Source organism: Sulfitobacter sediminilitoris, assembly GCF_010667575.1.
GTDB classification, from domain to species: Bacteria; Pseudomonadota; Alphaproteobacteria; order Rhodobacterales; family Rhodobacteraceae; genus Sulfitobacter; species Sulfitobacter sediminilitoris.
Genome location: NZ_JAABNT010000001.1, coordinates 162,745 through 177,472, shown reverse-complemented (window position 1 = coordinate 177,472; position 14,728 = coordinate 162,745). Strand labels below are relative to the sequence as shown.

Below are 14,728 nucleotides of genomic sequence, written 5' to 3'. Positions count from 1 at the left end.
CTTAAACGATACCCGAACAAGGGATTCTATCAGATGTACAATATCGCCATCCTTGGTGCCTCCGGTTACACCGGGGCCGAGTTGATCAGGCTGATCGCCGGCCACTCCTATATGAATATCAAAGCATTGGGGGCCAACTCTAAAGCAGGTCAATCCATGGCCGAGGTGTTTCCGCACCTGCGCCACCTTCACCTGCCTGACCTTGTCACCATCGAGGACATTGATTTTTCGCATATCGACCTGTGCTTTTGCGCGCTGCCGCACAAGACCTCGCAAGAGGTGATTGCCGCGTTGCCGAAGGATCTGAAAATCGTCGACCTGTCGGCGGATTTCCGGCTGCGTGATCCGGTGGACTATGAGAAATGGTACGGCAATCCGCATGCCGCGCTCGAACAGCAGAAAGAAGCGGTCTATGGGCTGACAGAGTTTTACCGTGACGAGATCAAGGCGGCGCGGCTTGTCGCAGGCACCGGGTGCAACGCAGCGACGGGGCAGTTTGCCATCCGCCCCCTGATCGAACGCAAGGTGATCGATTTTGATGACATCATCCTGGATATGAAATGCGCCGTGTCCGGGGCGGGGCGGTCGCTGAAGGAAAACCTGCTGCATGCGGAACTGTCCGAAGGCTACCATGCCTATGCCATTGGCGGCACGCACCGACACTTGGGTGAGTTCGATCAGGAGTTTTCGGCAATTGCCGGGCGGCCCGTGAAGGTGCAGTTCACGCCGCATCTGATCCCCGCCAACCGGGGGATATTAGCAACGTGTTATGTGAAAGGGGACCCCGAGGAGGTGTTTGAGGCGCTTGCCGCAACCTACCGGGACGAACCCTTTATTGAGGTGATCCCGTTCGGACAAATGCCAAGCACGCGGCACATCCGCGGTTCGAACTTTTGTCACATCGGCGTTTCCGCTGATCGCATCGAAGGACGGGCCATTGTCACGGCGGCACTGGACAATCTGACAAAAGGTAGCAGCGGGCAGGCGTTGCAGAATGCCAACCTGATGTTAAATATTGATGAGACAGAGGGGCTGATGATGGCCCCTCTGTTCCCCTAAAGGTGTCGGTGCGCGCATGAAAAGCCTGAAAAAACAAAGACGTGTCCAAGTGATCGCTGTGGCAGTAGTCGCTTTGATCGCGTCCACTGCCTTGATCGGCTATGCGATGCGCGATGGCATCAACTTTTTTCGCGCCCCGTCTCAGGTCATTGCGGAGCCACCTGGCCCAAGTGAGGTGTTCCGCATTGGCGGGCTGGTTGAGGAAGGCACACTGGTGCGCGGCGAAAGCGAGACCGTGCGCTTTAGCGTGACTGATGGCGGTGCATCGGTTCCTGTAACTTTCACCGGGGTATTGCCCGATCTGTTTGAGGAAAATCAGGGCATGGTGGGCACTGGTTCATACGTGAACGGCGTGTTTCAAGCCACTGAAATCCTTGCAAAGCATGATGAAACCTACATGCCCAAAGAGGTCGTTGACGCGCTGAAGGAACAGGGCGTCTACGTCGAGCCGGAAAGCTGAAAGCGGACGGTACGCCAACCACTCATTAACCAATCTGATGCCTCCTGACCGCCGATTAAGCGGAGAGGATTGGCATGGTTTCAGTCAGGGACATCGCGGAAGAGATCGTGGCGCGTGAAGGCGGGTTCGTGAAGGATCCCGACGATCCGGGTGGTGCCACGAATTTCGGTGTGACGATCCACACGATGCGCAGGCTTGGGCTGGACTTGACCGGAGATGGCCGGGTCAGCGTGGCTGATGTGCGCAAGCTGAGCCGGGTGCAAGCGGTGGATATTTTCATTCAGCACTATTTCGAACGTCCTCTCATTGGCAGATTGCCAGCACCGCTCCAGCCAAGTGTCTTCGACATGTACGTCAACGCCGGGGCCAATGCGGTCAAGATACTCCAGCGATTGCTGGGTGATATGGGGATCAGTGTCAGTGTGGATGGTGTGCTAGGGCCGCAAACGCTGGGCGCTGCCGGTCAGGCGATGGCGGCGGCCCCGGACCATTTGGTCGACGCCTACGGCATTGCGCGGCGGAATTACTACTTCAGGCTGGCGGACAAACGCGTGGCCAGCCGCAAATACGCAAGGACAAGGGCAGGCGGCAAAGGCGGCTGGATCACGCGGGCCGAAGCCTTCATTTCTCCTGCCTATCATCTGTCAGACGCAGCATTTCAGGAACGGGTGGCGGCATGGGGTTGATGGAACGCTTGTTGACGGTGGTTTTTGGCGGGCCAACCAATGTAGTTCGGGAAACCGTGGAGGTGTTCCGCGAAAATGCCGAAGCGGGCGCTGAACGAAGCGCAGGCGTGCAGGGGCAGGCGATGGCACAGTTTGGAGCCGAGTTCGTCGTCCCGCGCAAAGGCGCATTTGACCGCTTCATGGATGGGCTCAACCGGTTGCCACGCCCGGCGCTGGCCTTGGGCACATTGGGGCTGTTTGTCTCAGCGATGGTCAGCCCCTTGTGGTTTTCTGAAAGAATGCAAGGGATTGCGCTGGTGCCTGAACCGCTTTGGTGGCTTTTGGGCGTGATCGTTTCATTCTATTTCGGGGCGCGTCATCAGGTCAAAGCGCAGGAATTTCAGCGTGAAATCGTCGGCACAGTGGCACGGGTTCCACAGGTGCTAAGCAACATAGAGACGATTGGTAAACTACGCGCAGACAGCGTCGCCGTGGCTGATACGGGGCCGGATGCGACGCTCTCGATTCACACTGTGCGTCCGAATGAAAACGCAGCACTTGAGGCGTGGAAGCGCCAGCAAGTTTAACTGCGACGCTTTGTGCCGGTCCTCGCGATGAATTGACGTGGCAACCCTTTCAATTGCCGCGTATATTCTCAGCATGATTACAGAACTTGGACATTTCGCGCTGATCCTCGCCTTTCTCGTGGCGATTGTTCAGATGGTTGTACCGCTTATTGGGGCGCAGAAACGCTGGCATAGTTGGATGGCCGTGGCAGAGCCCGCGGCAGGGGCGCAGTTTGCCCTGACCGCACTGGCCTTTGGCGCGCTGATGTGGGCGTTCATCGTCTCGGACTTCTCGCTGCGGCTCGTGTGGCTGAACAGCCATTCTGCGAAACCGATGCTCTACAAAATCAGCGGGACGTGGGGAAACCACGAAGGATCCATGTTGCTTTGGGTGCTCATCGTCACTTTGTTCGGTGCGATGGCCGCGTGGTTTGGGGGCAACCTGCCACCAACGCTGCGCGCGCGGGTACTTGCAGTACAGTCGGCCATCGCTGTGGCTTTCTTTGCCTTCATCATTTTCACATCCAACCCGTTTCTGCGGCTGGAAACGCCGCCGTTTGATGGCCAGGATCTGAACCCTCTGTTGCAGGACCCCGGTTTGGCCTTCCATCCGCCGTTCCTGTATCTCGGTTACGTTGGTCTCAGCATGGCGTTCAGCTTTGCCGTGGCTGCACTGATCGAAGGCCGTGTGGATGCTGCATGGGGTCGCTGGGTGCGGCCATGGACCTTGGCTGCATGGGTCTTTCTGACCATCGGCATCGCGCTGGGATCATGGTGGGCCTATTACGAACTTGGCTGGGGCGGTTTCTGGTTCTGGGACCCGGTTGAGAACGCAAGCTTCATGCCGTGGCTTTTGGCTGCCGCGCTGCTGCATTCGGCCATTGTGGTTGAGAAGCGCGAAGCGTTGAAAAGCTGGACGATCCTGCTGGCCATCCTTGCCTTCGGGTTTTCCCTGATCGGGACATTCATCGTACGCTCCGGCCTGCTGACCTCGGTTCATGCGTTCGCGAACGATCCTGAGCGTGGCATTTGGATCTTGATGATCATGGCGTTCTTTATGGGCGGCGCTTTGGTGCTGTTTACGCTGCGTGCGGGTGCGATGGAGGCAAAGGGCGTCTTTGGCCTTGTCAGCCGTGAATCCGCGCTGGTTGTGAATAATCTGTTGCTGGCGGTATCGTGCTTTGTCGTTTTCGTTGGCACCATGTGGCCACTGGTGGCCGAGATGTTTTTTGACCGCAAGCTGAGCGTCGGTCCGCCGTTTTTCAACGCAGCATTCACGCCCTTCATGGTTGCTTTGGGGCTGATCCTTCCGGTGGGCTCTGTCCTGCCATGGAAACGCGCGCGTCTCATGCGCGCGATCAAGCCTTTGCGCTATGTCTTCGTTCTGGCAATTGCGGTGGGCGGTCTGGCCTATGCGATGCAATCCGGGCGCAGCATGATCGGACCGATTGGCATGTTCCTTGGCGCATGGCTTGTGATGGGCGTGATTGTTGAGCTTGCCCAGCGGACGGGGCGTGGCGCGGACCGACTTGGTCGTCTGATGCGCCTTCCAAGGGCGGATTGGGGCAAGGCGGTGGCGCATTCCGGTTTGGGCGTGACCATGGCTGGAGTCGCCGGGCTGACGGCCTGGACCGTGGATGACATTCGCGTGGCGCAGATCGACCAGCCTTGGACGGTTGGGAGCTATGAATTGATGCTAACCGATGTACAGGAAATCCGGGGGCCGAATTACCTGTCGACTATGGGCGTGCTGACCTTGTCCCAAGACGGACAGGAGATCGCACAGCTTAAGCCAGAGAAGCGGTTTTATCCTGTGGCGCAGATGCCCACGACCGAGGCCGCCATCGACTATGACCTGAAGCGCGACGTCTATGTCGTGATCGGGGATCAGCAGACGGGAGGGGGCTGGACAATCCGCACCTACATCAAGCCGCTGACCAACTGGATCTGGATCGGCTCGGCGCTGATGGCATTGGGCGGTCTGCTCAGCCTGAGCGACCGCCGTTTCCGGGTAGCGGCGGGGGCCACACGCCGCCGCGCCGCCGCGGTGCCAGCGGAATGAAGCGGCTGGTTTTGATCCTGTTGCTGTTTGCGGCGCCTGTCTGGGCCGTACAGCCGGATGAGATGCTTGACGATCCGGTTCTGGAAGATCGGGCGCGCGAACTGTCCAAGGGCCTGCGCTGCCTTGTCTGTCGAAACGAGAGCATTGACGAAAGCAACGCAAGCCTTGCGCGTGACCTTCGCCTGCTGGTGCGAGAGCGGCTGGTGGCAGGTGATAGCGATGAGGAGGCAGTAGAGTACATCGTCGATCGTTACGGGGAATACGTGCTGCTGAACCCGACTGCGACCGGGGCCAACTGGCTGCTCTGGGGGGCAGGACCCTTGATGCTTCTGCTTGCTGGGGGGGTAGGGTTTATCTACCTCAGGGGGCGTTCAACGGCGAAAGCCCCGACGGAGGCCCCGCTTAGCGCGGATGAACAGGCCCGTCTGGACGATATTTTGCAGCAATGACGTCCGGTTTTGCTGGTGGTTCGGCCTGACTTTGCTATCACTGAGGCAAATTTTGCCGACAAAGGACCCCTGATCATGGACTACCAAACCATCACCTATGCAGTCGAAGACGGGGTCGCCATCATCACGCTGGCCCGCGCGGACAAGATGAACGCGCTGACCACACAAATGCGGGCCGAAATCGCGCATGCCGCAACGCAGGCGGGCAAGGACGCGCGGGTTCTGGTGGTGACCGGAGAGGGCCGTGCGTTCTGTTCGGGTCAGGACCTTGGCGACCGCGCCGATGGCGCCTCTATCGATCTGGAACGGACCTTGCGCGATGAATATGCGCCGATGCTGCGCGCCATCGTAAACTGTCCGATCCCGACGATTTCTGCGGTGAATGGCCCCGCTGCCGGGGCCGGGGCCAATCTGGCACTGGCTGCCGACGTGGTCTTTGCGGCTGAAAGCGCCTATTTCATGCAGGCCTTCTCACGCATCGGGCTGATCCCGGATGCGGGCGGCACCTACGTGCTCCCACGTTCTATGGGGACGGCCAAGGCGATGGGTGCGGCGCTTTTCGCCGACAAGATCAGCGCCCGGCAGGCCGATGACTGGGGCATGATCTGGGAAGCAGTGCCAGATGCGCAGTTTGACGCCCACTGGCGCGCCAAGGCGGCGCAACTGGCGACAGGGCCTACAGTTGCATATGCCGGTATCAAGGAAGTCATCAGAGGTTCCTGGAACAACGATTTCGAAGAACAGCTGACACTTGAAGCGCAGACCCAGGGTACTTGCGGCAAGTCACGTGATTTCAAAGAAGGCGTATTGGCGTTTGTTGAGAAACGGGCCGCAACTTTCGAAGGTCGCTGAAGCGAAACCGAGTTCTTTCAGTGCATTGGGGACTGGTTTGCCCCTGATCAACCCGCAGTTAACCTGCGGGAAACGGCATATTTTGCGCCAAATTCGAGGTATTTTGCCCCAGTAATTGTTTGCAGCGCCACAATCCTATCCGATTTGGGCGTCATCAGCTTTGGCACGTTCCAACGGACCGGTCGGGGGCCGATCCAAGCGGAAAGCTGCAAAAGGATACTAGGGCCTGTGGACAATCATCTTGAAGCTATGAGTGCTGCTACGAGGTTCCAACACGCTGCATAGCTACAGTCCGTTTTGTCGTATCTTGTGGCTATCCCTCTGAACTCTTTGATCTTTGCGAAGTAATTCTCCACCAGATGCCGCCACTTGTAGACCTCCGCATCATAATCGCGCTGGATCTTGCGGTTTGCTTTGGGTGGGATCACAGCGGTTGCACCGCGCTCATCAAGGTCTTGTAATAGCCAGTCCGCGTCAAACGCCTTGTCCGCGAGCAGCGCGTCAAAAGAAACGCCCCTGATCAACGGCGCGACACCTTTCATATCATGCGCTTGCCCAGGCAGCAGCAGGAACCGAACCAGATTGCCGAGCCCATCCACCAACGCGACGATCTTTGTCGTCAGCCCACCGAGCGAGCGCCCAATGGCCTGATGCTGAGTCCCCCTTTTGAGCCGGTCGCCTGCTGGTGGACCTGGACGATAGTGCCATCAATGAGAGCATATTCCAGGTCCGGGTCTTCACTCATCGCTTTGAAAAGACTCTCGAATACACCGGACTTGGCCCACCGGCGAAACCGCCGGAACTGGCTGTTCCAATTGCCAAAGGCAGGGGGCAGATCGCGCCAAGGCGAGCCGGTGCGCACCCGCCATAAGACCGCTTCCAGAAACAGCCGATTGTCTTTTGCCGTTGCTCCGGCATCGCTGATCTTACCTGGAAGATGCGGCTCAAGCCGCTGCCACAAGGCGTCCGACACTACAAACCGCTGATCGTTCATACAAACCTCCATTTTGGGAGTTTGAATCAGAAATTACGCACAATGGGAATCCTGAATGTCCACGGGCCCTATAATGACTGTACTGAATTTCTCACTGTCCGGCGATGTCGTGATCCAGGTGACGATCACGGAAATGCTGAACAACGCGCTCCAGTTTGACCTGGTGGTGACAAGCGAAACCGGGTCCATTGGCGACCTGAATGGCCTCTTCTTCGACGTGGCAGACGAGAGCCTGCTTGATGGCATGACCGCGACGGGTGCGGATGTCACTGGAATGATCTTCAAGGCCAATGACGTCACCAAGGTCGACAACTACAACAACATCCGCGGGGAGCTGTTGCAAGACCTCGGCAAGTTCGATGGTGGCGTTCAGTTCGGCACTGCCGGCATTGCTGAGGATGACATCCGCGAAACCAGCTTTATCCTGGACCATGACAGTGTCGATCTGACGGTCGATCTGTTCCTTGGTATGGATTTCGCGGCACGCCTGACGTCGGTCGGACCCGAGGGTGGCGCGCGCGACGGCTCTTCCAAGATCGGCGGTCAGGCCCCGACCGAGCCTGACGATGGCGGCGGCACTGGTGATCCCGGCGACGGTGGAGGCACCGGTGGTCCTGGAGACGGTGGAGGCACCGGTGGTCCTGGAGACGGCGGCGGCACCGGTGATCCCGATACGGTGAACATTGCCAACGACGATTCCATGACTGTCAGCAAGAACGAGGGCTTCAGCGACTTCGGGCTTGCCGACCCGCTGGACAACTTCGCGTTCGGGCTGCTGGACAATGACACGGCCGATGGTGCGCTTTATACCGGAACCATCACGGCGGTCGCCGGTCAGACCTTTACGGACGGGATGATCGTGACGGGTTCTGGCGGGGGGCTTTTGATGGTCAACGCTGATGGTACCATCGATTTCTCGGCCAATGGTGAATTCGATGCCCTGGCCGTCGGCGAATCCGCGTTCACACAGTTTGTATATGCCATCGAAGGCGGGGATGAAGCGATCCTGACGGTCGAAGTCTTCGGTGACGAATTTGGCGGAGGCGGTGGTGTTGGCATCATCGGGATTACATCGACCGAAACTGACATCGGATAGGCGCGGTTCAATTCCCTACAGGCTGCGCTCCACCAACAACACGTCTTCGGCCGACAGGCCGGGACCGGTGGCGCGCGCCACGATGGCTACGGGCACACCGTTGGCATGAACCGATGTCACTGTGCCTGATATCGCCTGGACGGTAATTTCCGGCGGCGGGTTGCCTTTGTCATAGACGACGGCAACCTGATCACAATTGGTACGGCTGTCAGGGACAAGCATACCCATCGGCGATGGTTCTGACTGGGTCGGCCTGGCCATCAGGCCGGTAGCGCGGTCCCAACGCAGGCTGCTTTCTTTACGGTAGGTGCTCATTTGCGCGGCAGCTTTTGGGGATGGCGGACCTTCGCCTTGATGCGCATGACACGCGCATCGCGGGCGGACAGGGCCATCAAGGTCAGCAAGACCAGAGACAAACAGCCGATAACTGTGGCAAACTCGGAAAACATGGACACCCCCTTTGGCTGCGTTAGAAACACGCTATCGACTAGGGTCTGGCAGGGTCAAGGAAGGCCTGTCTATTGTATGCGGCACCGAAACAATGCCTTAATTGTGCCTTGTTTCGCGCCATCCTGTTTCGAAACGCGCAATGGCAGATGAAACAATTTCCGTGAATTTGCGGTGATTTTCTTGTCTTTGGCGCCACGTGGCCACCCGCGATTCGGTCATTGCGCGGGATGTGACATGCCATTTAGGCGCATGGCGCGTATATTATGTTGCCTAATCGTGAACAAACGGCACAACGAAAAACGCCCCGGCGCGGGGGCCGGGGCGTTGATGTTTAAACATATGCGGATTAGCGGTTTTCGATATCCACGTAGTCGCGCGACGTCTCACCAAGATAAAGCTGACGGGGGCGGCCAATCTTGTTCTGTGGATCGGCGATCATTTCTTTCCACTGGGAAATCCATCCCACTGTCCGGCTCATAGCGAAGATCGGTGTGAACATGGATGTGGGAAAGCCCATCGCCTCAAGGATAATGCCGGAATAGAAGTCGACATTCGGGAACAGCTTCTTTTCGGAGAAGTACGGATCTTCGAGGGCGGCTTTCTCAAGCTCCTTGGCGACTTGCAAGATCGGGTTGTTGTCGACACCCAAGAGTTCCAGCACCTCATCCGCGCTTTCTTTCATCACTGTCGCGCGAGGATCGAAGTTCTTGTAGACGCGGTGACCAAAGCCCATGAGGCGGAAGGGATCATTCTTGTCTTTCGCACGCGCGATGAATTCAGGGATACGGTCTGGTGTGCCGATCTCTTTGAGCATTTCAAGGCAGGCCTGGTTTGCACCACCATGCGCCGGACCCCAAAGGCAGGCGATACCAGCGGCGATACAGGCAAACGGATTGGCACCTGACGAAGATGCCAGACGCACGGTCGATGTTGAGGCGTTCTGCTCGTGATCGGCGTGCAGGGTAAAGATGCGGTCCATCGCGCGGCTCAGGATCGGGTCCACCACGTAGTCTTCGGCCGGAACGGCAAAGCACATGCGCAGGAAGTTGGATGCGTAATCCAGATCGTTGCGTGGATAGATGAAAGGCTGGCCTATTGTGTATTTGTACGCCATCGCGGCGATCGTCGGCATCTTGGCGATCAGGCGGATCGAGGCAACCTCGCGCTGCCATGGATCGTTGATGTCGGTCGAGTCGTGATAGAATGCTGACATCGCGCCAACCACGCCAACCATGACGGCCATCGGGTGCGCATCCCGGCGGAAGCCACGGAAGAAGTTCATCATCTGCTCATGCAGCATGGTGTGGTTTGTCACACGGCTTTCAAAATCTTCCAGTTCCGCAGGTGAGGGCAGTTCACCGTAAAGCAGCAGGTAGCAAACTTCGAGGTAGTGAGACTTGCCCGCCAGCTGATCAATCGGATAGCCGCGGTGCAAAAGCACGCCTTCGCCGCCGTCGATGTAGGTGATCGTGCTGTCGCAGGACGCAGTCGAGGTAAATCCGGGGTCATAGGTAAAGACACCTGCCTGACCATACAGTTTGCGGATGTCGATCACATCCGGGCCTGCGGTGGGCGAAAAGATCGGCAGGTCATATTCCTTGCCATCAATACTTAGTTTTGCGGATTTCGTGCTCTCTGTCATGCGGTCCCTTTCGTCCGTTTGGCGGCGCGGAATGATGCCCGAGCCGTCTTGGGCGCGGCCCGTTTGGGGGCCGTTCCATGGTGTTATATCAGCGGATATTGAGAAGGTGTTAACCTTAACTCAGTCCGCTGCATCCGTCAGGCGGGCGAGGGTTTCATCGCGTCCCAACACAAGCATCATGTCAAAAACAGATGGGGTCACTGCGCGCCCTGCAAGTGCCGCCCGAAGGGGCCCCGCGAGTTTGCCGAACTTGGTGTCTTTCTCGGCCGCAAAGCCGTTCATCACCTCCTCCAGCGTTTCTCGGTCCCAGCTAGCATTCTGCAGATGCGGCGTCAATTCCTTCAGTATACCACGGGATACCGGATCAAGGTTTTTTGCGGCCTTCTCATCCGGCTCAACAGGACGGGAAGAAAAGACAAAGTGTGCTTTTTCAAGGAGTTCTGGCAAGGTCTTGGCCCGCTCTTTCAGGCAGTACATAGCCCGTTCCAATCCGTCACTTTGTGCGGACGTAAGGGCAGTTTGCCCGGCTGCTACCAGATACGCTTCGCATTCCTGCCGCAATGCAGCATCATCCGCCACAGCAATATGCTGACCGCAGATGTTTTCGAGCTTTTTCAGATCGAACTGCGCAGGGCTTTTGCGGATGCCATCCAGATCAAACCACTCTTTCGCCTGTGCGTCGGTAAAGAATTCGTCGTCCCCATGGCTCCAGCCCAGCCGGGCAAGGTAGTTGCGCATGCCAGCCGCAGGATATCCCATCTTCTGGTACTCTTCCGCCCCCAGCGCCCCGTGGCGTTTTGACAGTTTCTTGCCGTCGGATCCGTGGATCAGCGGGATATGCGCCCAGACAGGAACATCCCAGCCCATCGCGGTGTAGATCATCATCTGCCGCGCGGCGTTGTTAAGGTGGTCATCCCCCCGGATCACATGGGTCACGCCCATGTCATGGTCATCGACGACAACGGCCAGCATGTAGACCGGTGTGCCGTCTGACCGTAACAGGATCATGTCATCCAACTGGTCGTTGCGGATGGTCACATCGCCTTGCACGCGGTCCTGGATCACGGTTTCTCCATCAAGCGGTGCCTTGATGCGGATCGCATAAGCGGCGTCGGGATGCGTGGCCGGGGCAGCATCGCGCCAGGGGGAGCGGTAGAGTGTGCTTTTCCCTTCCGCGCGGGCAGCTTCGCGGAAGGCGGTGATCTCTTCCTGCGTGGCAAAACACTTATAGGCCTTGCCCTGAGCCAGCAGGTCGCGCGCCACCTCGGCATGGCGGGGTGCATTCTCGAACTGGCTCACAATCTCGCCATCGTGGTCGAGGCCCAGCCAGTTCAGCCCTTTCAGAATGGCCTCGGTGGCTTCGGGCGTCGACCGGGCGCGGTCCGTGTCCTCGATCCGCAGCAAGAACTTTCCGCCACGGCCGCGGGCATAAAGCCAGTTGAAAAGCGCTGTACGCGCGCCTCCGATATGCAGAAAACCTGTGGGCGACGGGGCGAAACGGGTGACGACGGGCGCGGACATGCAAGGCTCTTTCTAAACTGAATGTGACCGGGGCAGGTCAGCATTTACCTTTTGCTAACCATCGTCCCCGTAAGATTTGTTGCCTGTCTATCCAGTGCGGTGAACGGGGGCAAGCATGGGCCGCGTGGGCCGCATATCAAACACCATCCGGGCGCAAATTGGCGCTGTCCTGATCGCGCAGCGGGGGCACATGCTGGGCTGGGTGCCGGTCTGTCTGGCCATCGGGATCGGCTGCTATTTCTCGATCAAAGTCGAGCCGAAAACGCCTCACTTCATATACCTCCTTCTGTCCAGCGCGGTGCTGTTGTTCCTTGCGCGCCATCTGACAGAGGCGATTTCGCCGCTGCCTGTAGGCGTCGCCTTGTGCATGATCGGCTTCGTTCTGGCCGGGGTCCGCGCCCATACTGTCGCGGAGCCGGTGCTGGGCTGGCGATACTACGGACCCGTGGAAGGGCGGATCATCGCAATGGACCGCAGCCAATCCGACGCCCTGCGCCTGACATTGGATCAGGTACGGCTGGATCGGGTGCCGCCTGCACGCACGCCTGCGCGCGTGCGCCTGTCGATGCACAGCAAGGGACCGGCTGGTATCACGCCGGAGCCGGGTCTGCGCGTGATGACCACGGCGCATCTGTCCCCGCCCTCTGGCCCGGTAGAACCGGGCGGGTTCGATTTTCAACGCCATGCATGGTTCGCACGGCTGGGCGCTGTCGGTTATGCCCGCGTGCCGCTTATGGGTGCGGCGCCCGCTCAGGACGGGCAGGCCGGGCTTTTGGTGTTTCGCATACGCATGGCAGCTTCGGCGCATATTCAGCAACGTCTGCCGGGGGACACCGGAGGCTTCGCCGCGGCAATTACAACCGGCGACCGCAGCGCGATGAGCCGCGATGATTTGGATGCGCTCAGGGCCAGCAATCTGGCGCATTTGCTGGCGATTTCCGGGTTGCACATGGGGCTGCTGACGGCGGTGGTTTTCGGCGCGCTGCGGTTGCTGTTGGCCGCACATCCGCGCGTGGCGCTGGTTTGGCCGACCAAGGGCATTGCGGCTGTGGGCGCGCTGATCGCGGCCAGCGGCTATCTCGCGCTGTCGGGCGGAAACGTGGCGACCCAGCGCGCCTTTATCATGGTGGCGGTGGCACTTGCCGCACTGATCATCGGGCGGCGGGCGATTTCAATACGCGCTGTGGCTGTCGCCGCTACAATAGTGCTGATCTGGTGGCCAGAGGCGCTGACGGGGCCGGGGTTCCAGATGTCTTTTGCGGCAACGACCGCGCTGGTTGCTGTCTTTGGCTGGCTGCGTGATCTGGAACAGGATCTGGTTCCCCGCTGGGCCAAACCGGTCTTTGGCGTGTTCATCTCATCGCTGGTGGCAGGGCTGGCCACGGCACCGATTGCGGCGGCGCATTTCAACACGATCGCCCACTATGGTCTGATTGCGAACCTGTTGTCGGTACCGCTGATGGGCGTTTTGGTGATTCCTGCGGCTGTGCTGGCCCTTGTCTTGGCGCCGGTGGGGCTGGACTGGGTTGCCCTTTGGCTGATGGGGCTCGGTCTTGATTGGATATTGGGGGTCGCGCATTGGATTGCTGGGATTGACGGCGCGCGTGGTTATGTCATCGCACCGGGACCATGGGTTATCCCATTGCTAACACTGGGTTTCCTGTTGCTGGTGCTCTGGCAGGGACGGCTGCGGTGGGCAGGTGTGGCCGCGATCTTGGCCAGTTTTGTGCTCTGGCAAGGGGCGGAGCGCCCGGAGGTGCTAATCGCTGACAATGGAACGCTGGTCGGCGTCTTGACCAAAGATGGTCGGGCATTGAGCAAGGCCAAGGGTGCCGGCTTTGTTGCGCGCAACTGGCTTGAGAATGATGGCGATGGCACCAGTCAAGAGCGCGCGGCCCGGCATTGGCGGGCAGGACCGATTGTGCACCTGTCGGGCAAACGGGCCGTGGCAAGTTTTGCCGGATGCCGCGAAGGGCAGATCATTGTGGCGTCTGTTGAGGTGCCGGCACTTTCCGATCCGGTCTGCACTGTGTTCGACCCTGTGCGGCTCAAACACACAGGGGCCGTCGCCCTGAACCAAACTGTCGAGGGATGGGTGATGACCACCTCACGGGACACAGCAGGAGAGCGGCTTTGGACCGCGTGGCCAGAGCCGAAAGATCTTCCGGATCAATACGTGCGGATCAACCCGACCAAGCGGCCCTGAACCTTGACACTATCTGAGGGCAGCACGCGGGTTTCATAGGCCGGATTTGCCGCTTCAAGGGCAATGGACGCGCCTTTGCGCCGAAAGGTCTTCAACGTGGCCTCACTGTCTTCGACCAATGCCACAACAATATCACCATCATCCGCGACAGAGGTTTCGCGGATCACCACGACGTCACCATCGTTGATGCCGGCCTCGATCATCGAATCCCCTTTGACCTCAAGCGCGTAGTGGTCTCCCGATCCGGCGATCATCCCGGCAGGTACGGTCACGGAATGGGTAACGTGATTGATTGCCTCAATGGGCACACCGGCAGCGATTTGCCCCATCACTGGCACATCCATCGCCTGTGCCGTGCTTACGTCCATCGCCGCACGTGGGGGCGGTGCATCAGGCTTGTCGCCTTCGATCACGCGGGGGGTAAAGCCGGGATTGGGCGCACCGCCAAGGCTTTCCGGCAGTTTGACCACTTCAATCGCACGGGCCCGATGGGCCAGTCGCCGGATAAACCCGCGTTCTTCCAAAGCGGTGATCAATCGGTGGATGCCGGATTTCGACCGCAGGTCCAGCGCCAGTTTCATTTCATCAAAGCTGGGCGGCACGCCGTCACGCTGCACGCGCTTGTGGATAAATGCCAGAAGGTCGAGTTGTTTCTTGGTCAGCACGGCCGCATCCTTCGCAAATGGTTTTCATTTGTTCTAGGGAT

General features: G+C 59.0%; 14 protein-coding genes and 1 pseudogene. 9 read left to right on the top strand and 6 right to left on the bottom strand.

The annotated features are described in order from the left end of the window. Positions 1 to 33: 33 nt before the first annotated feature. From argC to GV827_RS00885, 7 genes are all read left to right on the top strand, one after another. Positions 34 to 1,059, top strand: a complete 1,026-nt coding sequence (gene argC, locus GV827_RS00915) for an N-acetyl-gamma-glutamyl-phosphate reductase (protein ID WP_164351813.1) — start codon at positions 34 to 36, stop codon at positions 1,057 to 1,059. A 16-nt stretch (positions 1,060 to 1,075) separates the two neighbouring features. Beyond that, entirely contained in the window at positions 1,076 to 1,519 is a 444-nt protein-coding gene (gene ccmE / locus GV827_RS00910; RefSeq protein ID WP_164351812.1) for a cytochrome c maturation protein CcmE, read from the top strand. Positions 1,520 to 1,593: 74 nt separating this feature from the next. Beyond that, positions 1,594 to 2,205 (top strand): holin-associated N-acetylmuramidase, encoded by a 612-nt coding sequence (locus GV827_RS00905; protein WP_164351811.1) that lies wholly within the window; start codon positions 1,594 to 1,596, stop codon positions 2,203 to 2,205. Further along, positions 2,196 to 2,771 (top strand): holin family protein, encoded by a 576-nt coding sequence (locus GV827_RS00900; RefSeq protein WP_164351810.1) that lies wholly within the window; start codon positions 2,196 to 2,198, stop codon positions 2,769 to 2,771. The genes GV827_RS00905 and GV827_RS00900 overlap by 10 nt, the downstream gene beginning before the upstream one ends. Positions 2,772 to 2,844: 73 nt before the next feature. After that, a complete protein-coding gene (locus tag GV827_RS00895) occupies positions 2,845 to 4,812 on the top strand; it encodes a heme lyase CcmF/NrfE family subunit (protein ID WP_164351809.1) in 1,968 nt (655 codons plus the stop codon). Next, entirely contained in the window at positions 4,809 to 5,261 is a 453-nt protein-coding gene (locus GV827_RS00890) for a cytochrome c-type biogenesis protein (protein WP_164351808.1), read from the top strand. The genes GV827_RS00895 and GV827_RS00890 overlap by 4 nt, the downstream gene beginning before the upstream one ends. A 75-nt stretch (positions 5,262 to 5,336) precedes the next feature. Next, positions 5,337 to 6,113, top strand: a complete 777-nt coding sequence (locus tag GV827_RS00885; RefSeq protein WP_164351807.1) for an enoyl-CoA hydratase-related protein — start codon at positions 5,337 to 5,339, stop codon at positions 6,111 to 6,113. A 236-nt stretch (positions 6,114 to 6,349) separates the two neighbouring features. Here the strand turns inward: GV827_RS00885 and GV827_RS00880 are convergent. Further along, a pseudogene (locus GV827_RS00880) lies at positions 6,350 to 7,107 on the bottom strand (IS5 family transposase). Positions 7,108 to 7,180: 73 nt separating this feature from the next. Between GV827_RS00880 and GV827_RS00875 the strand changes: the two are divergent. After that, complete coding sequence (locus GV827_RS00875) at positions 7,181 to 8,203, top strand: hypothetical protein (RefSeq protein WP_164351805.1); 1,023 nt, start codon at positions 7,181 to 7,183, stop codon at positions 8,201 to 8,203. Positions 8,204 to 8,218: 15 nt separating this feature from the next. Here GV827_RS00875 and GV827_RS00870 read toward each other — a convergent pair whose 3' ends face one another. From GV827_RS00870 to gltX, 4 genes are all read right to left on the bottom strand, one after another. Continuing rightward, a complete protein-coding gene (locus GV827_RS00870; protein ID WP_164351804.1) occupies positions 8,219 to 8,518 on the bottom strand; it encodes a hypothetical protein in 300 nt (99 codons plus the stop codon). Further along, entirely contained in the window at positions 8,515 to 8,652 is a 138-nt protein-coding gene (locus GV827_RS00865; protein ID WP_164351803.1) for a hypothetical protein, read from the bottom strand. The genes GV827_RS00870 and GV827_RS00865 overlap by 4 nt, the downstream gene beginning before the upstream one ends. 347 nt (positions 8,653 to 8,999) lie before the next feature. Beyond that, complete coding sequence (gene gltA, locus GV827_RS00860) at positions 9,000 to 10,295, bottom strand: citrate synthase (RefSeq protein ID WP_164351802.1); 1,296 nt, start codon at positions 10,293 to 10,295, stop codon at positions 9,000 to 9,002. Between the two features lie 120 nt (positions 10,296 to 10,415). After that, positions 10,416 to 11,816: a glutamate--tRNA ligase gene (gltX, locus tag GV827_RS00855; RefSeq protein WP_164351801.1), complete on the bottom strand. Its 1,401-nt coding sequence runs from the start codon at positions 11,814 to 11,816 to the stop codon at positions 10,416 to 10,418. Positions 11,817 to 11,931: 115 nt separating this feature from the next. Here gltX and GV827_RS00850 point away from each other — a divergent pair, with 115 nt between their 5' ends. Then, positions 11,932 to 14,022, top strand: a complete 2,091-nt coding sequence (locus GV827_RS00850; RefSeq protein ID WP_164351800.1) for a ComEC/Rec2 family competence protein — start codon at positions 11,932 to 11,934, stop codon at positions 14,020 to 14,022. Here the strand turns inward: GV827_RS00850 and lexA are convergent. Further along, complete coding sequence (gene lexA / locus GV827_RS00845) at positions 13,986 to 14,687, bottom strand: transcriptional repressor LexA (protein ID WP_164351799.1); 702 nt, start codon at positions 14,685 to 14,687, stop codon at positions 13,986 to 13,988. The genes GV827_RS00850 and lexA overlap by 37 nt on opposite strands. Positions 14,688 to 14,728 lie beyond the last annotated feature (41 nt).